Here is an 18,444-nt window from a genome sequence, read left to right on the forward strand (position 1 = left end):
AGATCCTGCCGACACAACACTCAACTGCCAAGCCTCACAACGAACTTCATTCTGAAACGATCAGTAAGGACCCGCCGCTGCGCGTCGTTGTCGACGATGCCTTCATCGACGCGAAGCACACAGATTCCGCGACGTAGCGGACTCGGTCCTGCCGACGGCGGGGCGGTCGCCGCGCCACCGATAGAACGGGTACGGGTACGTACCCGTACCGGGGGAGGGAGCCCGATGATGCCTGACGCCAATGTCCGCATCCCTGAGGAAGTGAAGGACCGGCTGGCGGCAGTAGCAGCTACGGAAGGGTTGTCGCTGCGTGCCTACTTGGCTCGCCTGGCCGAGACCCTGCTCACTCTGGCCGAGCGTGCTGAGCACGTCGAGAAGGCCCGGGCCGCGCTGAAGGAGTGGGCCGGTTACGCGCCGAGCCCCGCCGAGGAGCGGGACCTCGACAGCGAGCTGGACCGGCGCCTTGCCTGGGCGACCGACCGGTGAGCGACGCCATGCACATCGTCCTGGACCACACCGCCATGACGCGGCCGGCCAGGCCAATGCCCTCGCCTCCCGTCTGATCCACCGCGCCCACGCCGAAGCCAGCTGGTACCTCTACGCCCCGGCCCGCGCATTCGTCGAAGCCGACCGCGCCCGGCCCGGCACGGCCGAACACCACCCCGCCTCCCTGACGACAGTTCCGCACCGGTGGGCTGGGGAGTCGGTCCGCGTGCTGAACCTGAACCCTTGAGCACCACGGCAGACGACAGCTCCACCTACCCTCCGAGGTGGCCGCTCGGCTGGGCACGGCGCGGGCATGAGCGTGGTCGGCCGCCGCACGATGGCCGCTCGTGCAGCGGGCACGGGCCCTCCGGGGCTCCTGCGCCGGGCCGTCCTCGGAGCGCGCCCAGGAGCCATGGCATGTCGCCCTTGTCCGTGAGGAAGAGCACTCGGCCCCCGCCGTCCTCGCACTCCAGGATCCATTCCTTGCCGAGGTATTCAACGCCCTCGCGGTCCGTCCAGTAGGGCGGCCGCACGCGGAGCGGTATCAGGGCGTCCGGCACCGGCCGGCGGTACGCGGCGCCCGTCGGGTCTATGGTCGCCGCCACGTAGCCGGGCCCCACCACCAGCCACTCGGCGCCGTCGACGGCGTACGGTACCTCGCCCCAGACGCGGCCGCCGACGACCCGCTCCCCGTCGGGCGCACGCGGCGTCACTGCGATCGTGTCGCCCCCGCGGCTGCGCCGCCGCAGCACCAGCGCAGCCACCCCGCCGCCTGCCAGGATCGGCGGTGCCCCCAGTCCGATGAGCCGGAACGCCTTCCCGGGGCTGTCGGCTAGCCACGGCGCGACGGCCCCGACAGCGCCGAGGCACAGCGCCCCGACGAACGGCACTCCCACCTGCCAGGGGTTGGCCCGCAGGGAGACCGCGGAGTGCCGCGCCCACCAGTACCAGCTCCACGCGCACGCCACGCCCAGCGCCCCGACGAGGGAGCCGGCCGTGAAGGAGAAGGCGTAGCCGCTGCCGGCCTTCGCCGCCGTGTATTGCCGCGCGGACTCGGCCGGGAAGTCGACGTACCGGATCTGCCCCCGCCAGTACGTGACCTCCACACGCTGCCCCGCGCGGGCGGACGGACGGTCCTCGGGGCTCCCGTGGAGCCGCGTACGGCTCGCCGTACCGTCCGCCTCCGTGAAGTACAGCCAGCCCCGGCTCGTCCTCACGTGGTCCTTCACGGGCTCGGCGTTCATGACCCGCGCCTCCACGGTGTGCAGGCACTCTCCGTCCCGGTGGCCGGGGGCGCACACGGCGGCGGCCTCGAAGGCCAGCCGCTCGCCGTACGCCTCCCGCACTGGGAACGCGAACAGCCACGCCGCCGCGGACAGCAGCAGACAGGCCGGCACGGCCGAGCGGCGCATCACCGTACGGTTGCGGAGGGCAGGGCGGCCCGCGTGGTTCTTCACTGCCTCGGTCATTCCGGCATTCTGTCTGGTGACGGCGGCAGGAGTACGAGCGGTGCCCGCGTACGGGCGGCGCGCCCGTCCTCCGCTTCCGGCCGCAGGGAAGGGGAGTGCCGGCGTACGGGAAGGCGTCGGCCGGTGTGCCCGACCGGGGCCTTCAGGTGCGTGCCGCCGCCCGCGGGGCGTCGGACGTCAGTGCGTTCAGGCGCCCGAACCGGCCTTGCGGCGGCGGACGACGAACATGGTGCCGATCTGCCCGACGGCCACCAGGGCGAAGGAGCCGTCTCACGGGTCCGAGTCGATACCGCACAGGGCGGTGACCGGGACGATGATCCGCTTAGCGCCAGCGCCGATCCGCGCATGCGCGCACTGCTCGTCGACGTCGCGAAGGCTGCTTCGATGTCGCCGGCCTCCACGGCCCGGAGGCACACGAGGGAAGGCCCTCTGCACGCCCGGCACTATGGTGGGCGTTCGTGATCAAGAACAGATTCCTCACCACCCTCCTCGCCGTGGGCCTCCTCATGGCCGGCGCGCCAGCCGCCACCGCACAGGACGACACGTACGTGAAGACCGGCGTCGTCTTCAACCAGCCGACCGGCACGACCGCCGAGCAAGGCGCAATCCTCAGCCACCTCGGGCGCCTCGTCAACGGCGCGCCCAGCGGGTCAACCATCCGCATATCCCTGTACGCGTTCGGGTCGTCCTGGCTCGCCGACCAGCTCGTGAAAGCGCACCAGCGGAACGTCAATGTGCAAATCCTTGTCGACGACACCAGCGTCACGGCGCAGTGGATGGGCACGGCCGGGAAGACGGTCCGGGACAAGCTCCAGACCGCCTTCGCGGCGCAGTCGGCGCCCGGTCAGATCTCGTGGTTCCGCGTGTGCGGGGCGGGCCGTCCGTGTCTGGCCGCGGGGACGAGCGGCGTGAACCACAACAAGTTCTTCCTGTTCTCCCGCTCCACCGGCAGCGGCTCGCCGAGCACGGGCGCGGTGGTCGACAACATCGTGGTGCAGTCCTCCGGCAACCTCACCACGTGGGACCGCGAGTCCGGCTGGAACGACGCGATGACCGTCACCGACAACCCAGCCCTGCACGCCGGCTACGTCCGCTACTTCGACCTGATGGCCGCTTCACAGGCGCAGCCGGACGGGTCGAAGACGGTGAGCGACCTCGCGATCGACGTGGAGGCCGGGCCGGCCAAGGGCTACTTCTTCCCGCGCTCCTCGACCGACGTCGTCGCGAACATCCTGAGCATGGTCGAGACCCGCGTGCCGAACGCCGACGGGACCGCTGCTCCGGTCTGCCACGGAAACACCCCGGGCCACGGCACCTCGGACGGCCGCACCGTCATCCGCGTCGCCAACGGGCACATCTCACGCCCCGCCGTGGCAGAGAAGCTGTGGAGGCTCGCCGACGCGGGCTGCTACGTCGACGTTGTCTACGGCAAGCTCGCTGACTACTCGGCCGTCGGCACGCACCGGGAGACGGCGTACTGGCTGACGCGGTCGACCGCGAAGGGGAAGATCTCCCTGCACCGCCTGAAGAACGACGCCCTGAGGAACCCGGCCGCCCCCGACGTCTCCGGCACGACCACCCATACCAAGTACCTGCTGATCGAGGGCTCCTACAAGGGCGTGAAGGATCAGAAGCTGGTGTTCACGGGCAGCCACACGTACACCGGCTTGGCGCTCACCGCCAACGACGAGACGCTCCTGAAGTACGTCGGCCCCGAGATGCACGACGCGTACGTGACGAACTTCCGCGACCAGCGCGCCGCCGCCCTCACGGAGTCCCAGCACGGCGGCGTCTTCTGAGAGACGGTGGTAGCCGTCAGCAGCGCCGGCCCCGAAGCCGCTGGAGGTTCCCACCGGCTTCGGGCAAAGCCGGTTGTGGCGAACTGCGCTGTCAGCGCATGTCGCCGTAGCCGCCGTGCTTGCCGTCGTCGTGCTTACTGCCGTCGTGGCCCTTCTTCGAGCCACCGTCGTTGATGCAGGTGTTGCCGAAGGCCGGGTTGAGCAGACCCACGATGTTGATCGTGTTCCCGCAGATGTTGATCGGGATGTGGATCGGCGCCTGGAGGATGTTCCCGGACAGAACACCCGGGGAGCCTACGGCCGCCGCATCGGCGTTGGCGTCCGCGCTGGCCATGCCGGCGCCGCCGATGAGGACGGTACCGGCGGTGGCGACAACAGCGACCGCCCTCTTCATACGTGACATCACGATCTCCCTGCAGACGAGAACCCGCCGCGACTTTGCGACGTGGACTCCATTAAGAACACCGAGAACCGCCCAAAGCCACGCCCATACGGCCAACCCGGTGACCAGGCCGTGCGCCAAATGCATGGAGGTGCCGCAGCACGCACGCCTGCAAGGCAGGGGGCGCGTGCAGATAACAGCACGATCACCCGGCCGGACCGCACCGATCCGCGCCGCCAGCCGCCGATCACCGAGCCCGCCGCATGGTGGGGGAGTGCCGGAGGAGGACCGCAGGCGCCCGGGCGCCGCGCCCCCCGGGCGGTACACCGTGGTTGGGACCGCCCATCCGGCAGCCGGGGAGGCCGCACAGTCACCAGCGCTTCTTCTTCCTACGACAGCGGAACGCCCTGCTACGCATGGTGGCTCTGTCTTCGCGCAGCCGAGCACGCCCGGCGCGACGTTGGTCCTCGCCCCGATCCGCCAGATAGCCCGTATAGACCGTAAAACCGCACACAATGGACTCTCGCTTACGGCACGCCGCGTCCTGCCGACCTCTCGAAGGGGGCCGCCAGTGCATGAATCAAGCCGGAGGCGGTGTGGGGTGCGCGGTGATGACGAGGTTGGCCCGGTAGGTTTTGGCTTCTTTGTCCCATTCGGCGCAGGTGATGAGTGTCAGCTGGGGGAGGGTGGTGGGTCCGTAGACGGTCTGGGAGGGGAAGGCCTTTTTGTCGTAGACGTTCATGGTGGTGATGGTGAAGACCGCTTGACGGCCGTCTCTGCGCTGGACGGTGATGTGGTCGCCTTTGCGCAGGGCTCCCAGGCTGTAGAAGGCGGCGGGGCCGGTGGTGGAGTCCAGGTGGGCGGCCAGGATGGCGTTGCCCCGCTCTCCGGGTGTGACGGAGCCGGTGTACCAGCCGGCGTGGTCGGCGTCGGTCGGCATGGCGACCGTTCCGCGGAAAGATCAGCTCACCTGCGCGCGCACTTGCGTCTGCGGCCGTTCTCGGAGGAGGCGGTGCGGCAGGCGAGGCTCTCGGTCGCTCGCGCGGCGGGCTGACGACGAAGCTGCACCTGAGCGCGGACGGCAAGTGTCGGCCGCTGTCGCTAGTCGTGACACCAGGGCAGCGGGCGACTGCACGCAGTTCGAAGCGGTCATGGACAAGATTCGGGTCCCTCGACTGGGCCCGGGTCGGCCTCGCCGAAGGCCCGACAGTGTGGGCGCCGACAAGGCATACAGCAACCGCAGAACCCGCACCTATCTGCGCGAGCGCGGTATCCGACACGTGATCCCAGAGAAGCGGGACCAGGCAGCCGGCCGCCTGCGCAGAGGATCCCGCGGCGGACGAGCTCCCGGGCTCGACAAGGGCCGCTACAAGAAGCGCAACACCGTCGAGCGCGCGATCAACAAGCTGAAGCAGTTCAGAGCTGTGGCGACCCGCTACGACCAGCGCGGATACGTCTTCCTCGGCACCGTCACCGCCGCAGCACTCCTGATCTGGCTACGCTCGTGACCAGAGGCATATCCGACTGCCACCCTCACCGTCCCACGTGAACCAAGAGCCGACACAGGAAGGCCAAAACGGGTTGCGACCGGGCATATGATCGGCTTGGGTGCGTGCTCGTGACTGCCTTGAACGATCTCGTACGTCCGGACCGCTATCCACGCTCCTCTCGGTATGACCCCGCCTGGTTGCTCGACCTCGACATGGGGCCGAACCCGCTGTGGCTGCTGGAAGACCTCGCCCACGATCTCGACCTGCGCCCGGGCATGCGGGTTCTCGACCTCGGCTCCGGCAAGGGCGCCACGTCGGTGTTCCTGGCCCGCGAGTACGGAGTCGACGTCGTCGCGGCCGACCTGTGGATCGCCCCCGAACAGGCGGCACAGGTCTTCGCCAAGGCGGGTGTCGGCGACCAGGCGGAGGCCGTGCGAGCGGAGGCGCACGCCCTGCCGTTCGAGGAGCGAAGCTTCGACGCGATCGTCAGCGTGGACGCCTTCGAGTACTTCGGTACGGCGGACAACTTCCTGCCCTACCTGCTGCGCTTCCTCCGGCCCGGGGGACAGCTGGGCATGGCGACTCCCGCCATGACACGGGAGATCCGTGAACTCGGGATGATCCCGCCCCACATCAAGGAAGTGGTCGGCTGGGAAGCGATCGCCTGGCACACGGCGGAGTGGTGGCGCTTTCAGTGGGACATCACCGAGTTGGTGAAGGTCACATCCGCGCGGCTGCAGCAGGACGCCTGGCAGGACTGGCTGCTGTGGGCCCGAGCCGGCGCTGAGCACCATCCCGACGGCCAGAGCGCGAACCAGCCCGTTATCGACATGCTCACCACAGACCGTGGAGAATTCCTCTCCTTCGCTCTGGTAACCGCACATAAGAACTGAGCACACGCCACGTCGACGGTCTGTCTCTCCGGTCGTGATCGGAGAGACAGAACCTAGGTACAGCCAGCCGTCTCGGTCTGCCGCCGCCTCCACAGGCGCGCGACGACCTCTTGCTCCGGATGACTGAGCACCGGATCGGCGGGCAGCACGACCCGCACGGGCACCGGGTCGGCTGCGTCGTCGGAGGGTGTGGTCACGGCCCCACGGTAAGCGCCTGCCGCCCCTCGAAGGCCCGGTTACGCGTCCGGTCAGTCGGTCGTGGGCGGGCCGATGTGCAAGGACCAGTCGCCGGTGTATTCGTCCAGGTCGATCCGCAGGGGCTCCAGAGCGTCGGCGTCGTGGACGTCGGCCCGGATGATGCGGCCGGTGCCCAGGTGCAGGGAGACCCGAAGCTGCCGACCTATCCGGTTGGGCACCTCCAGCCCGATGAGCGGCAGCGACACCATGGAGCCGGCCTTGAGGACGAACGGCAGCTCAATGTGCTCAGCCTCGCTCCCGACCTGCACCGGCGCCGTGAAGTGCACCGCCGGGGTGAACAGCATCTGGGTACGCCGGGCCCGCTTCCACCCCATGCGCCGGACGGCTCGCAGCTTCCACACCGCTCGCTTCAGGCGATGCCCGGGGATGTCACGCCAGACGGAGTAGCCGACGATCGTCACGTCCAGGCGGCCGACGTTCGTGCCTACGTTGAGGCGTAGGGCCTCCCGAGAACCCCGCAGCAGCGCCCCGGACTTCCTCGGTCCAGGGCGCTGCTGCTCTTCGCTGCTCGGCGGTGTGCAGTGGGACGTGCTGTTCGCTGCTGAGAAGCTGTGTACGAACTGCTTCTGGGCCGACGGGCTGACTATGCAGCGACCCTGCCGTCGAACCAATCGCTGCCGGTCGCGGACATCTTGAGCTGAATCTTGAACTTCACGCCGTCCGAGACGTTGGTCGCGACTGCCTTCCACACGCCGGCTGGGAGCCACGTCCACTCCGACTGGCAGTAGGTCGTCCCATTGCTGCGCTGGAAGCAGATCTTGGCGGACCGGCCGTCCGTGTACGAGGCAGCCCGGATATTGATGTCGCTACAAGCGCTCGTCGTCGTAAGCCAGCTGTCGGCCGGAATGTAGGCCTGCGTCCTCGAGGCGTTGATGATCTTGTAAGAGTCGTAGCAGGTGGCCGCAGCAGCAGGTGTGGTCGTCGCGAGAGTCGTTCCTCCCACCGCGAGCGCAAGCGCAGCGGTAGCTCCCAGGGCGCGTGATCGCATAGGCATGGTGTTTCCCCGTCTCATTTCACCTTTGGGCGACGTTGGCCGCACGACTCATAAGGGCTCAACCATGTTCGGGTGCCGCGCTGGAGCGGAGTACCTCCAACTTTCCAGGTTGAACGTACGACCCCAATGTGCTAGTGCTCGACCTTGATCCGGGTGCACCCGGTGGCTCGCCCCCTGGCGACCGGAACGCGCCCCGATCAGCGACTGGAGCGTCGAGGACGCCGCCCGGGAAGCCGCCGACCACCACCACGCCCTAACCGCCGAGTCCCGCATGCGCCCGCCCCTGACCGGCAGCTGGCCCGAGGCGCTGGAGTACGCGTACAGGCATCGGATGCGGGAGGTGTACGCGTCCATGCCCGACGGCTTCGTCCTGCCTCCCGATCTCGCACCCCTGGGCTACGAACACCAGGAGGCCATCTCGGCCCTGGCCCACGGCTACCTGGTCCGACGCGCTCGCACCCACTGATGCCTGCCCCTTCACGGTCTCGTCTTCCCCCATCCCCAAAGCCGAGCCTGGGCACGCTGGTGCAGCGGATGTAGTGCCCGCACGGCGGCCTGGGGGAGCCCTGACGTCCTGGACGTGGTGGGTCCGCCCGGAGCTGGTGGCGGAGGTGAGCGCCGATCGGGCCGTTGACCGGGCGTTTTCCGGCACCCGCGCCGGGCGTGCTCCGCCAGCTGTCCGTCCGCGAACACGGCCGGAGCCAGGACGTACAGCGGGGAAGCGTCCAGGATCGAGTGGGCACGCTCCAGCCGTCGGAGGTCTCCTCCACGAGCTCACCCGTCCGGATGTGGTCTCTGGCCACCCGCCCGGCCGTGGCCAGCGCGCGAACCATGATCTGCTCCGCCGACGCGAGCAGGTGCTCCTGGGAGTCCCCCTCCGCGGCGGCCCACGCCTTGCCTGCCTCGTCCGCCCGCTTCGACAGGGCCGCGGCGAGCTTTTCAAGTTCATCGATCCGGACCAGCTCCTTGCGCCGTCCTTCACCCCCTTCGGCCCGGCACGTGCCTCGCTCTCGACCTTGCCCGCCTCATACATGGCCATCTCACGCGGCGCCATCTCCTTCGCCCGGTACGCCTCGACCCGGCCGGCCAGGCGCTCGGATTCACGCTCGGCCTTACGCCGCGCATCGACGCTCTTCTGTGCTGCTTCTGCCCGTCTAACCGCACGGGAACGGGAGCGGCCGCCCCCGTTCCCGCACCGCGGTGACCGGCCACGACGCCGCCCGTTGCGCCGACGACGGTATGAGTGCACTGAGAGGCCCCGGGCTCCGCCGACCCGGGGCCTCATACTGGCGGGCGCACCGTGCGATCACCCGCACCGCCCGATGAAGCACCGCAGAGCGGGCCGAATATGGGCGGGCCCGCGACGTCTGCCTGGACTCAGGGAGCGAGGTCCAGGACGCGGACCGGTTCTCCTGCCCACCGGCCGGGTGCGGTGGTCGCGACAATTGCGCCGTCGGGACGGTCCGCTGTGGGCTGGGCCGCGTACTGGCTGTGCGCCGCGGCCCAGGTCTCCTGCTGTGCCACGACCAGAGCCGCGGCGAGGTCCAGGTCCAGGACGGTGATGCCGGGCAGCGAGGCCAGGTGCTCAGCCGTGCCCGGCCGGGCACGGTCAGCTTCGACCAACGCGCACGCCGGGGCGTACAGGAACCATCCCGGCTCGGCATGAGCGCGGTGGATCAGCCGGGAGGCGAGAACGTTGCCCTGGCCGGCCGCGGCCATCGCGGTGTCGTCCAGGACGATGTGCATGGCGTCGCTCACCGGGCAGCCGCCTGGGCCAGGCGCCGGTCCAGCTCGCTGTCGAGATCCTGCTCCTCCGCAGCGGTCGGAGTGTACCCGTTCCACTCCTTCAGGGCGGCCTTCGCCTTCTCGGCACGCTCGGCACGCTCCGCCGGCGTCAGCAGCGTCTCGGCCAGGCGCGCCAGGTAGGACCGCAGCGACAAACCCTCCGCGGCCGCTATGGCCGCCAGCCTGTCCTTCGCTTCCTCGGGAATGCGGACATTGGCATCGGACATCATCATGCTCCTAGACCCCACGGGTACGGGTACGTACCCGTACCCTACCCGGAGTGGGTTTATGCAGCGCCCCGGCCCGCGCCCGGGCCCAATGCGCTTCCGGACAGGACGGTGGGGTCTCGGCATCGCCGCCGAGCCCGCCCCCCTTCTGGCATTCCGCTGCCCTGCACCACAGGTACGTCGTGTGCTTCTACGGGCCGCAGCTCGGCGTCCGCACTCCGCCCGAGACGTCGCCGGAGAAATACAGCGACACCAAGCGGCTGGATGAGTTCCGCAGCCCCCGCGGCCACCAACGCTCCGCCTTGACTCGGTGCCCGCCTGCCGATGTCCGATGCGAGACTCGCGTTCCGCCTCCTGGCTACCGCCCTGAGCAGCAGAATGCCGTCATGTCGTTCATCTCATTCAGCGGTGCTGACAAGGACATGACCCTTGATGAACTGGGGGCAGCCCTCAAAAAAGCGCGAGATGTCGGCGCGCTCGACGGGCGGAGCCGGCCACCGGGCCGCCGGCAACGACGCGTCTGGTTCGACCGGAACCCTGGCACCACGGGGCCGAGTGCGGGAGTCGCTGCCGGTCGAACACGACGGATCCTGCTCATCCCCCTACCAGGCCTGCACGAGAGCGCGATGCGGCTCACCGTGCCCCAGTGCCCGTAACGTTGGTCAGCGGCGCATCAGAGAACCTACGTACAAGAGCGGTGGACCTTGGGTACGAGTGGAAAGCAGCGAGGTGAGCAATTCGCCGACACCTGCACTGAAGCCGGACGGTGCCGGCGGCACCCCATCGACCAGCTCCAGAGCACCGCCACCTGCACACCGCCTGCCGCCAAGACGCATGCGCGTAACCTGCCCGGCCGGCATGACTTCGGCACCGCGCTGCGGCGGACACCAGCATCCGTGTGGAACGACAATCTGACGGACTGCGCCGCCGCGCTCACCTATTACGCGGTACTCGCGCTATTCCCCACCCTCCTGGTCACGGTCTCGCTGATCGGGATCGCCAGCGCCTCGGCCACAGAGAACCTCATCAGCAATGTGATCGCTGTTGTCCCGGCCGAGTCCCGGCCGGTAATGCACAGCACGCTCAGGAGCATGGCCGACCAGCGCACAGCTGCCTGGCTTCTGGCGGTCTTCGGCACGATCGGCGCTCTGTGGTCTTCCTCCAGCTACCTGGGAGTTTTCCGCCGAGCCCTGCACGCCATGCACGGCGTCGAGGACCTCCGGCCCGCATGGAGGACCGCCCCACGACTGGTGATCACCGCTCTGGTATTGCTGGCGCTCCTGGTCACCAGTGCCCTGGTGCTCATCCTGACCGCCGAAGCAGCCCCCGTCCTCGGCCGACTGGTGGGCATGGACAGCATGGCCGGCACCGCGTGGAAGGTACTGAAGTGGCCACTCCTGCTGGGCCTGGTCGCCGTCCTGGTGCTGGTGTTGTTCCGCTCGGGCCCGGCCCAGACACGCGGCGTGCGGCAAAGACTTCTGGGCGACGCTCTGGCCATGACCCTGTGGCTCGCCGCCTCCGCCGGCTTCGCTCTCTATGCCTCGCAGGTCGGCTCCTACAATCGGCTGTACGGCTCCCTCGCCGGGATCGTCGTCTTCCTGGTGTGGGTCTGGCTGTCCAACCTCGCCCTGCTCATCGGTGCCCAGTTCAACGCCGAACTAGCCAAGATTCACCGCTGATAAGAACCTGCGCCTCTCTCACCCCTACTGATTTTTTCGTAAGTTCGGTGGGCGTGTGGGTGGGAGGCTGTCGGCGTGGCTTATCAACCTTCCCCTTCGGTTGCTGGCTCCTCCCTTTCTCCTTTGTCGCGGCCTCAGTTGGCGGAGGCGCGTCGTGTTCGGGCAGCCGAGTTGTTCGAGGACGGCGTCTCGACTGCGGAGATCGCGAGGGCGGTGGGGGTGTGTGCCGAGAGTGTGCGGCGTTGGCGGCGAGTGTGGGAGCAAGGCGGTGCTTGGGCCTTGCGGCGACGGGCAGCCACCGGACGTCCGCCCAAGCTGGATGACGCCCAGGTCGAGATGGTCCGGGCCGCGTTGGAGCAAGGTGCCCAGGCTCATGGTTTCGAGGCCGACCTGTGGACCTTGGAACGAGTCGGCGCGGTCGTCACCCGGGCAACAGGGGTGGTGTTGTCGAGGGCGTCGGTGTGGCGGCTGCTGACCGGCCGGCTCGGACCTGCAACGGCCCGAGCGGCGGGCGGTCGAGCGGGACGAGTCGGAGATCGCCCGCTGGATCGCGCACGAGTGGCCGCGCATAAAAAAGGGGATGTGAACACACGTGCCTGGATCGTCTTCCTCGACGAATCAGGCGTCTGCCTGCTCCCTCAGATCCGCCGAACCTACTCGCCCCGAGGGCGGACTCCGCTCCTGCGGCACCGCCTGAACTGGAAGCGCGCGTCGATGGCTGGGGCCTTGGGCTACCACTCCACCGACCCCGATCGCGGGGCCCGCCTGTGCTTCCACCTCAAGCCCGGCAGCTACGACACCGCCGGGCTCATCGAGGTCCTGGAGCAGATGAAGATCGTGGGACCGCGACCCCAGCGTCACACGGGGCCCAGTTGAGGCTCGTCGAAGGCGGCAGACCTTGCGCCATCGTGACGCGTGCACGAGCCGGCCGTGATCCCGTCGCCAACAGCAAAGGCTAAAACAACCCGGGCATCGCGCCAGCGAACCCGGCCATGACACAATCAAAACTGATCCGTGGTCAATGTCCGCCACGGTCGCCGAGGTATCCGACGACGCGCTGTTGCGCCCCATGCTCGCCCACCATCTCCTGGGTGAGCCGACTGTACGGACACCTACGGTCCCTGCGTGAACCGCTGCCCAGCGCGTCGCTCCACAGCTCGGGTATCGGAACGTCCAAGCAAACTACTCCTGGCTGGGAGCTCGTAATGGCGCGGATAGTCCTGCGTGACAAGAACGCGAAGAATCCTGGGGAGCGGGTTCCCGGAAAACCTCCCCTGTCTACGCTCGGCCGGGTGCTGGCCATGATGCTGGCCTTCGCGGGGACGGTCGTATTTGCGGTGGTTCTGGCGCGGCTGACTCTGGAACCCTCGGCAGCATCCGTGCCGCTGACGCACAATAACCTGCGCCCTGGTGACTCCATCCGTGCCTACCTCGCGCATCCCATGGCCCCGGATACAGTCAAGCAGCTCGGCGGCAATATCGTGATGGGGATACCGTTCGGTGTGCTGCTGCCGGTACTGGTACCCCGAACGCGAGGACTGGTCCGCGTAGCGGCGGCCACCGCTCTCGTGATGATCCTCGTCGAACTCGTCCAGGGCGCTCTCATTACCGGGCGCGCCTTCGACGTCGATGATGTACTGCTCAACACCACGGGTGCCCTCACGGGTTATCTGTTGATCGGTCGCCGGATGGGTCGCGCAGTGCATCCCCGACGCCGCCACTGGTGGCACCGGTTCACCAAACGCCAGCTGACTGCTGAAGACCCGGCATAGGTGCGCCGCGCCCCCTGTTCGACACCGGGCTGCCCCCGGATCCCGTGTCGTACGATCCGACGTCGCGGTCGCCTACGGTCCGCAACGGATCTCACCGAACCCGACGGTGCCGCCGGTACGGCCGAAAGATCTGAACCAATACTGGGATTCAGGCCGCGACGAGCTCTTGCTTGCGGTCCGGCGTCTTGACCTTGGGCTTCTTGTTCGGCAGCGAGAGCCGGAAGACCTTGCGCCACGCGGAGAACACCTGCTTGGGCAGCGGCCCGGTGACGTACTCCAGCTCGTACTTTTCGAACAGCGCGCGCACCTTCACCGCGACCTCGGCGTACCGGTTGCTCGGCAGGTCCGGGAACAGGTGGTGCTCGATCTGGTGTGACAGGTTGCCAGTCATGAAGTGCATGGCCCTGCTGCCGCTGATGTTCGCCGAGCCCATCATCTGGCGCAGGTACCACTGGCCGCGCGTCTCGCCCTTGATCGACCGGCGCTCGAAGACCTGCACGCCCTCGGGGAAGTGCCCGCACATGATCACCGAGTGGGACCAGATGTTGCGGACCAGGTTCGCGGTGAACGTGGCGGCTAGCGTGGTGAGGAACGACGGGCCCGACAGCAGCGGGTGGATCACGTAGTCCTTGAGCACCTGCTTGCGGATCTTGCGGCCCACGGCCTTGGCCCGCGCGCGGAACTCCGGGTTCGTGCGGCGGCGCTTGTGCAGGTTCTTGCCGAGCTCCAGGTCGTACGCTGCGATGCCGTACTCGAAGAAGCAGGCGTTGATGAAGTTCCACAGTGGCTGGCCGAGGTGGAACGGGTGCCACTTCTGGTCCTCGTCGACGCGCATGATGCCGTAGCCGAGGTCGTTGTCCTTGCCGATCACGTTGGTGTACGTGTGGTGCAGCTCGTTGTGCGAGTGTTTCCACTGCTCGGACGGGGAGACGTGATCCCACTCCCAGGTGGTGGAGTGAATCTTCGGGTCCCGCATCCAGTCCCACTGGCCGTGCAGGACGTTGTGGCCAATCTCCATGTTGTCCATGATCTTCGCCACGGACAGACCGGCGGTGCCGAGCAGCCACGCGGGCGGGAAGATCGAGAACAGCAGCACTCCCCTGCTGACCAGCTCGAGCTTGCGTTGCGCCGAGATGACCTTACGGATGTAGGCGGCGTCTTTCTCGCCGCGGCTGGCGATCACCTCGTCGCGGATCGCGTCCAGCTCGCGGCCGAGCTCCTCGATCTGCTCCGCGGTCAGGTGGGCGGTGGGGTCGATGGCGGTCAAGGTGCTCCTACCGTTCGATGTCGCAGGGGCCCGCCGCGGCGGACACGCAGGTCTGGATGAGGACGCCCGGCTCGGCCTCGGTGATCTCGCCGGTGCGCAGGTCGCGGACGGCGCCCGCCCTGAGCGGCGTGATGCAGCCGAAGCAGATGCCCATGCGGCACCCGGAGGGCATGAGCACGCCGGCCTCCTCGCCGACGTCCAGCAACGGCGTGGCGCCGTCCGCGTCGACGGTCTTGCCGGTGGCGCTGAACGTGACCTCGCCGCCGGCGCCGGCGACGACGATGCTCGGGCGGAAGCGTTCGGTGTGCAGGCGCTCTTGTACGGCGTGCTCGGTCCAGTGCTCTTCGGCGGCGTCGAGCAGGCCCGCGGGCCCGCAGGCCCAGGTCTCGCGCTCGGCCCAGTCGGGCACGAGTTCATCGAGACGGGTGATGTCGAGCATGCCGTCTGTGTCGGTGTGCACCTCGGTGAGCCGCAGCTTCTTGTCCGCGACCAGGTCGTGCAGTTCGTTGCGGAAGATCACGTCTTGTGGCTGTGGCGCGCAGTGGACCATGACGACGTCGTCGAACTCGGTGTCGCGCAGCATGCCCATCACGGGCGTGATGCCACTGCCGGCCGTCAGGTAGAGCACCTTGGCGGGCTTGGCCTCGGGCAGCACGAAGTCACCGGTCGGCTGGTCGAGCTGGATCAGCGTGCCCGGTTTCGCCCTGCTGACCAGGTGGTTGCTGACCTTTCCGTCCGGGATCGCCTTCACGGTGATCGTGACGCGGCCGTCCTGGCGGTTCGTCGGCGAGGTGATGGAGTAGGCACGCCACAGGCGCACCCCGTCGACGTCGACCCCGATCCGCACGTACTGACCCGCTGTGTGGCCGCGCCAGCCCCGTCCCGGCCGGATCACGATAGTCGCGGCGTCACCCGTCTCGGGGTGCACGGCCTCGATGCGCCCACGCAGGTCAGCGCCCGCACGCAGCGGGCTGACCAGGTCGAGGTAGTCCGACGGCACCAGCGGCGTCGTGACCATCTCCAGCAATTTCCAAGCCCTGCTGCGCAGGGCTGCACTCGTCATGACTCCAGCTTGCTGCGCCTCAAGGCGTAAAGTCCTGACCGCAGGACGTAAATCTGGTCGGCTAGATTGTTCGCAGGGAACAAAAACGTGAGCCATGCAATCCGGAGGGCCGGCGAACTGGCCCTGGACGAGACGACGGTCACCGCACTTCGGGCCGCACTGAAGACCACCGCCGACGAGGTCGTCCAGGCGATCATCGACGAGGTCCCTTCCTACGCCAACGCCCTTTCGGGCCACATGGGCGCCACCATCCGCCGAGCCGTCCGCACCGCCCTGGGGCACTACCTTGACCTCGCGAGCGGGAACGCCACAGGCGGCGACGCCGGTGACGCAGCCTACGAGCTGGGCCGCGGCGAGGTGCGCGACGGCCGTTCGATGGACGCCCTGCTCAGCGCCTACCGCGTCGGCGCCCGCGTGGCCTGGCGATGCCTGGCAGCGGGTGCCGTACCCGCAGGTCTGCCCGCCGCCGAGGTCGCCAAGTTCGCCGAGCTGACCTTCGCCTACATCGACGAGCTCTCCGCCGCGAGCGCCGCGGGCCACGCCGACGAACTGGCCGCCCGGGGCAGGGCCCACGAGCGCCACCTGGAACACCTGGCCCGCGACCTCCTCGCCGGCGCGAGCCCGGACGTGCTGCTGGCCTCTGTCCAACGGGCCGCGTGGCAGCCTCCGGTTTCGCTGACCGCGGTCCTGCTGCCCGCCGTCCAGGCCCGGCCTGCCTACCGTGCGCTCGACCCGAACACCCTCGTCCTCGACGATCTGCCGGACGCCACCGGTGTGCTGCTCGTCCCCGATGCCGACCGGTCACATCTCTTGCGGCAGCTGACCGACCGCACCGCCGTGGTCGGCCCGGCCCGGCCATGGACTCGTGCATCCGCCTCGTACGCACGAGCCGTACGCGCGCGCTCCCTCTCCTCCGATATTCGCGACACCGAGGACCACCTGCCCGAGCTGGTGCTGAGCGCCGACGCGGACGCGTTCGCAGACCTGCGTGCCCGAGCCCTCGCACCGCTGCGGACCTTGCCTGTCGCGACCGCACGGCGGCTGGAGGAGACGTTGCGGGCGTGGCTGCTGCACCAGGGCAGGCGGGAGGAGGTGGCGGCGGCGTTGTTCGTCCATCCCCAGACAGTCCGGTACCGGATGTCGCAGCTGCGGGAGCTGTTTCCGGATCTCGCATCGCCACACCGGGTCCTCGAACTGACGCTGGCGGTCGGTCTTCGGGTCAGCTGACGAGTACTGCCTCATTCTCGGTGCCATCAGCTGGCTCATGCGGCCCGCCAGGCTGGCGGCCACGGCTACTTCGCGCACCGCCCGCTGGTGTGGGCAGGCGTCGGGAGGGCAGGCTGAGAAGTGCACCGGCCGGGGTACACCGCCGTGCGAAGGGAGCCGGGATGATCCGAATCGCGGATATCCGTGAGTGGCGGACCCATGACGTCGTCGACGCGGGCGGCCACAAGATCGGCGTGCTGGAGGCCGTCTACGTGGACACCAGCAGCGACGAGCCGGCCATGGCCACCGTCCAGGTCGGGCTGCCCACCCGCCGCCACCTTGTCTTCGTCCCGCTGGCCGACGCGATCGTGGGGCCGAGCTACGTCAAGGTCGACTACGACAAGTCGCTGGTGAAGAAGTGCCCGGCGATCGGCACGGACGACGTCCTGCCCGCCGAGGACGAAGCCGCGGTCTTCGCGCACTATGGCCTGCCCTACCAGCCCGGTGCGAACGGTGAGCGGCAACTCGCCCGCCGCTGACCGGCTCACCGAGGAGGCGTCCGACCCATGACGCTGTTCCTGATCCTCGTCATCGCGGCGATCGTGCTGGGCATCATCGGCGCCTTCGCCGAAGGATTGTTCTACCTGCTCATCATCGGCATCGTGGTGTTCGCCGCCGCCCTCGTTTATCTCGGGATCCACCTGCGGCGCTCCGGCCGCCACAGCCGCGCGCTCCGCTGACCGGCTGTGCCAGCGTCTTGGCTCTACCTAGCCAGAAGGGCGCTCACGGTCTTGCCGCCAGCCGCCTGGCGGGTCACGGCGGTGGCGCGGGCGAGCCGGTTGACCATGGGCCAGCCGAAGCCTCCAGTGCCGCCGTTCAGGTCAGGGGTATGCATGCGCGGCACCTGCGGGCTGGGATCGCGCACGGCCACCTCGATGCTGTCCGGGTGCGCGGTCAGGTCCAGGGTGCAGGTGCCGCCGCCGTGGCGCAGGGCGTTGGTGACGAGCTCGGAGACGACCAGGACCACCGTGTCGGCGGTTTCGGATGCGGCCGCCGGTAGGAGACCTTCGAGGAACTCCCGGGCGCTGTCGCGTGCGGCGGCTACGGATGTCGCCGAGAGGAGGGGTGCGACTTTGACGCTCGTCGTATCCATCAGGGCACCCCGGTCTCTGGATCGTCGGCGTCTGGTCCTGTCTGCCCGGGGCTTGTGCCCCGGCTGCGGCCCGTCAACCCGGCTCGTCCCGACATCCATCACTGTTCGAGAGTGATTACCTCCCTGCCAAACACACGGAAATCTACGTTGGCCAGAGTAGACATTGAGCAGTGGTGTGGTTATGTTTCTCCCGTAACCCAGAAGGACCGCAGGGCCCGGCAGAGACGAACTGCCGGGCAGCAGTACCCGCAGTTGCAGTTCGCACGACGGTGCGGTGGTGGAGTTTCGAAGCCAGAGTTGTTGCAGGACGGCGACGGGACTGACGACCGGACCGGGCGACACGCAGTGATCAGGGGCCGCCACCGTAGTGGCAGTACCAAGTCAGTGAGCGGTACCTCGGTGAAGGCGTCGGCTGCGGACGCGCGCACCGGGAGGTTCGGCAGTGGGGTTCTAACTGATCGTTTCAGAATGAAGTTCGTTGTGAGGCTTGGCAGTTGAGTGTTGTGTCGGCAGGATCTGTT

21 protein-coding genes and 2 pseudogenes are annotated in these 18,444 nt (G+C 68.4%); 12 read left to right on the forward strand and 11 right to left on the reverse strand.

The window, feature by feature from the left end; genetic code table 11:
- The first annotated feature begins 228 nt into the window (after positions 1-228).
- Both ABD347_RS27950 and ABD347_RS27955 read left to right on the forward strand, forming a co-directional pair.
- Complete coding sequence (locus ABD347_RS27950; RefSeq protein WP_344366412.1) at positions 229-486, forward strand: Arc family DNA-binding protein; 258 nt, start codon at positions 229-231, stop codon at positions 484-486.
- Positions 487-494: 8 nt separating this feature from the next.
- Positions 495-733, forward strand: a pseudogene (locus ABD347_RS27955) (hypothetical protein).
- A 25-nt stretch (positions 734-758) separates the two neighbouring features.
- On the opposite strand, the gene ABD347_RS27960 reads toward ABD347_RS27955, so the two are convergent.
- Positions 759-1,955: a hypothetical protein gene (locus tag ABD347_RS27960; protein ID WP_344366413.1), complete on the reverse strand. Its 1,197-nt coding sequence runs from the start codon at positions 1,953-1,955 to the stop codon at positions 759-761.
- Positions 1,956-2,413: 458 nt separating this feature from the next.
- Here ABD347_RS27960 and ABD347_RS27965 point away from each other — a divergent pair, with 458 nt between their 5' ends.
- Positions 2,414-3,754: a phospholipase D-like domain-containing protein gene (locus ABD347_RS27965; protein WP_344366414.1), complete on the forward strand. Its 1,341-nt coding sequence runs from the start codon at positions 2,414-2,416 to the stop codon at positions 3,752-3,754.
- Positions 3,755-3,845: 91 nt separating this feature from the next.
- Here the strand turns inward: ABD347_RS27965 and ABD347_RS27970 are convergent, their stop codons facing one another.
- On the reverse strand, positions 3,846-4,157 hold the full coding sequence (locus ABD347_RS27970) for a chaplin (RefSeq protein ID WP_344366415.1): 312 nt from the start codon (positions 4,155-4,157) through the stop codon (positions 3,846-3,848).
- A gap of 559 nt (positions 4,158-4,716) precedes the next feature.
- A complete protein-coding gene (locus ABD347_RS27975; protein ID WP_344366416.1) occupies positions 4,717-5,076 on the reverse strand; it encodes a sortase domain-containing protein in 360 nt (119 codons plus the stop codon).
- 83 nt (positions 5,077-5,159) lie between these two features.
- Between ABD347_RS27975 and ABD347_RS27980 the strand changes: the two are divergent.
- Both ABD347_RS27980 and ABD347_RS27985 read left to right on the forward strand, forming a co-directional pair.
- Positions 5,160-5,644: pseudogene (locus tag ABD347_RS27980) on the forward strand (IS5 family transposase); the annotation flags it as partial.
- Between the two features lie 110 nt (positions 5,645-5,754).
- Positions 5,755-6,519: an SAM-dependent methyltransferase gene (locus ABD347_RS27985; protein WP_344366417.1), complete on the forward strand. Its 765-nt coding sequence runs from the start codon at positions 5,755-5,757 to the stop codon at positions 6,517-6,519.
- A 53-nt stretch (positions 6,520-6,572) separates the two neighbouring features.
- On the opposite strand, the gene ABD347_RS27990 is transcribed toward ABD347_RS27985, so the two are convergent.
- From ABD347_RS27990 to ABD347_RS28000, 3 genes are all read right to left on the reverse strand, one after another.
- Entirely contained in the window at positions 6,573-6,716 is a 144-nt protein-coding gene (locus ABD347_RS27990; protein ID WP_344366418.1) for a hypothetical protein, read from the reverse strand.
- 51 nt (positions 6,717-6,767) lie between these two features.
- The gene (locus ABD347_RS27995) at positions 6,768-7,178 is read right to left on the reverse strand and encodes a hypothetical protein (RefSeq protein ID WP_344366420.1); all 411 of its coding nucleotides are present in this window, start codon (positions 7,176-7,178) and stop codon (positions 6,768-6,770) included.
- Between the two features lie 182 nt (positions 7,179-7,360).
- A complete protein-coding gene (locus ABD347_RS28000) occupies positions 7,361-7,765 on the reverse strand; it encodes a hypothetical protein (protein WP_344366422.1) in 405 nt (134 codons plus the stop codon).
- Positions 7,766-8,042: 277 nt separating this feature from the next.
- On the opposite strand from ABD347_RS28000, the gene ABD347_RS28005 reads away from it, so the two are divergent.
- Entirely contained in the window at positions 8,043-8,237 is a 195-nt protein-coding gene (locus ABD347_RS28005; RefSeq protein ID WP_344366424.1) for a hypothetical protein, read from the forward strand.
- Between the two features lie 911 nt (positions 8,238-9,148).
- Here ABD347_RS28005 and ABD347_RS28010 read toward each other — a convergent pair.
- Both ABD347_RS28010 and ABD347_RS28015 read right to left on the reverse strand, forming a co-directional pair.
- The gene (locus ABD347_RS28010; RefSeq protein ID WP_344366446.1) at positions 9,149-9,517 is read right to left on the reverse strand and encodes a PIN domain-containing protein; all 369 of its coding nucleotides are present in this window, start codon (positions 9,515-9,517) and stop codon (positions 9,149-9,151) included.
- 8 nt (positions 9,518-9,525) lie between these two features.
- A complete protein-coding gene (locus tag ABD347_RS28015) occupies positions 9,526-9,783 on the reverse strand; it encodes a hypothetical protein (RefSeq protein ID WP_344366425.1) in 258 nt (85 codons plus the stop codon).
- Positions 9,784-10,679: 896 nt separating this feature from the next.
- Here ABD347_RS28015 and ABD347_RS28020 point away from each other — a divergent pair.
- From ABD347_RS28020 to ABD347_RS28030, 3 genes are all read left to right on the forward strand, one after another.
- A complete protein-coding gene (locus ABD347_RS28020; RefSeq protein WP_344366427.1) occupies positions 10,680-11,462 on the forward strand; it encodes a YihY/virulence factor BrkB family protein in 783 nt (260 codons plus the stop codon).
- Positions 11,463-11,537: 75 nt separating this feature from the next.
- A complete protein-coding gene (locus ABD347_RS28025) occupies positions 11,538-12,338 on the forward strand; it encodes an IS630 family transposase (protein ID WP_344366429.1) in 801 nt (266 codons plus the stop codon).
- Between the two features lie 425 nt (positions 12,339-12,763).
- A complete protein-coding gene (locus ABD347_RS28030) occupies positions 12,764-13,234 on the forward strand; it encodes a VanZ family protein (protein WP_425575788.1) in 471 nt (156 codons plus the stop codon).
- Between the two features lie 148 nt (positions 13,235-13,382).
- Here the strand turns inward: ABD347_RS28030 and ABD347_RS28035 are convergent, their stop codons facing one another.
- A complete protein-coding gene (locus tag ABD347_RS28035) occupies positions 13,383-14,501 on the reverse strand; it encodes a fatty acid desaturase family protein (protein ID WP_344366433.1) in 1,119 nt (372 codons plus the stop codon).
- A 7-nt stretch (positions 14,502-14,508) separates the two neighbouring features.
- Complete coding sequence (locus ABD347_RS28040; protein WP_344366435.1) at positions 14,509-15,564, reverse strand: ferredoxin reductase; 1,056 nt, start codon at positions 15,562-15,564, stop codon at positions 14,509-14,511.
- A gap of 87 nt (positions 15,565-15,651) precedes the next feature.
- Here ABD347_RS28040 and ABD347_RS28045 point away from each other — a divergent pair, with 87 nt between their 5' ends.
- From ABD347_RS28045 to ABD347_RS28055, 3 genes are all read left to right on the forward strand, one after another.
- The gene (locus ABD347_RS28045) at positions 15,652-16,791 is read left to right on the forward strand and encodes a PucR family transcriptional regulator (RefSeq protein ID WP_344366436.1); all 1,140 of its coding nucleotides are present in this window, start codon (positions 15,652-15,654) and stop codon (positions 16,789-16,791) included.
- Between the two features lie 161 nt (positions 16,792-16,952).
- On the forward strand, positions 16,953-17,309 hold the full coding sequence (locus ABD347_RS28050; protein ID WP_344366439.1) for a PRC-barrel domain-containing protein: 357 nt from the start codon (positions 16,953-16,955) through the stop codon (positions 17,307-17,309).
- A gap of 27 nt (positions 17,310-17,336) precedes the next feature.
- Entirely contained in the window at positions 17,337-17,510 is a 174-nt protein-coding gene (locus ABD347_RS28055) for a hypothetical protein (RefSeq protein WP_344366441.1), read from the forward strand.
- A gap of 23 nt (positions 17,511-17,533) precedes the next feature.
- Here the strand turns inward: ABD347_RS28055 and ABD347_RS28060 are convergent, their stop codons facing one another.
- On the reverse strand, positions 17,534-17,923 hold the full coding sequence (locus tag ABD347_RS28060) for an ATP-binding protein (RefSeq protein WP_344366444.1): 390 nt from the start codon (positions 17,921-17,923) through the stop codon (positions 17,534-17,536).
- Positions 17,924-18,444 lie beyond the last annotated feature (521 nt).

Origin of the sequence: Streptomyces gobitricini (genome assembly GCF_039532985.1) — a bacterium.
Taxonomy (GTDB): domain Bacteria; phylum Actinomycetota; class Actinomycetes; order Streptomycetales; family Streptomycetaceae; genus Streptomyces; species Streptomyces gobitricini.

What these genes read in the sequence shown, in the direction of transcription:
- ABD347_RS27950 (WP_344366412.1), top strand. Translation starts at nt 229, where the DNA reads ATGCCTGACGCCAATGTCCGCATCCCTGAGGAAGTGAAGGACCGGCTG.
- ABD347_RS27960 (WP_344366413.1), bottom strand. Translation starts at nt 1,955, where the DNA reads ATGACCGAGGCAGTGAAGAACCACGCGGGCCGCCCTGCCCTCCGCAAC.
- ABD347_RS27970 (WP_344366415.1), bottom strand. Translation starts at nt 4,157, where the DNA reads ATGTCACGTATGAAGAGGGCGGTCGCTGTTGTCGCCACCGCCGGTACC.
- ABD347_RS27975 (WP_344366416.1), bottom strand. Translation starts at nt 5,076, where the DNA reads ATGCCGACCGACGCCGACCACGCCGGCTGGTACACCGGCTCCGTCACA.
- ABD347_RS28000 (WP_344366422.1), bottom strand. Translation starts at nt 7,765, where the DNA reads ATGCGATCACGCGCCCTGGGAGCTACCGCTGCGCTTGCGCTCGCGGTG.
- ABD347_RS28005 (WP_344366424.1), top strand. Translation starts at nt 8,043, where the DNA reads ATGCGCCCGCCCCTGACCGGCAGCTGGCCCGAGGCGCTGGAGTACGCG.
- ABD347_RS28010 (WP_344366446.1), bottom strand. Translation starts at nt 9,517, where the DNA reads ATGCACATCGTCCTGGACGACACCGCGATGGCCGCGGCCGGCCAGGGC.
- ABD347_RS28015 (WP_344366425.1), bottom strand. Translation starts at nt 9,783, where the DNA reads ATGTCCGATGCCAATGTCCGCATTCCCGAGGAAGCGAAGGACAGGCTG.
- ABD347_RS28030 (WP_425575788.1), top strand. Translation starts at nt 12,764, where the DNA reads ATGATGCTGGCCTTCGCGGGGACGGTCGTATTTGCGGTGGTTCTGGCG.
- ABD347_RS28040 (WP_344366435.1), bottom strand. Translation starts at nt 15,564, where the DNA reads ATGACGAGTGCAGCCCTGCGCAGCAGGGCTTGGAAATTGCTGGAGATG.
- ABD347_RS28050 (WP_344366439.1), top strand. Translation starts at nt 16,953, where the DNA reads ATGATCCGAATCGCGGATATCCGTGAGTGGCGGACCCATGACGTCGTC.
- ABD347_RS28055 (WP_344366441.1), top strand. Translation starts at nt 17,337, where the DNA reads ATGACGCTGTTCCTGATCCTCGTCATCGCGGCGATCGTGCTGGGCATC.
- ABD347_RS28060 (WP_344366444.1), bottom strand. Translation starts at nt 17,923, where the DNA reads ATGGATACGACGAGCGTCAAAGTCGCACCCCTCCTCTCGGCGACATCC.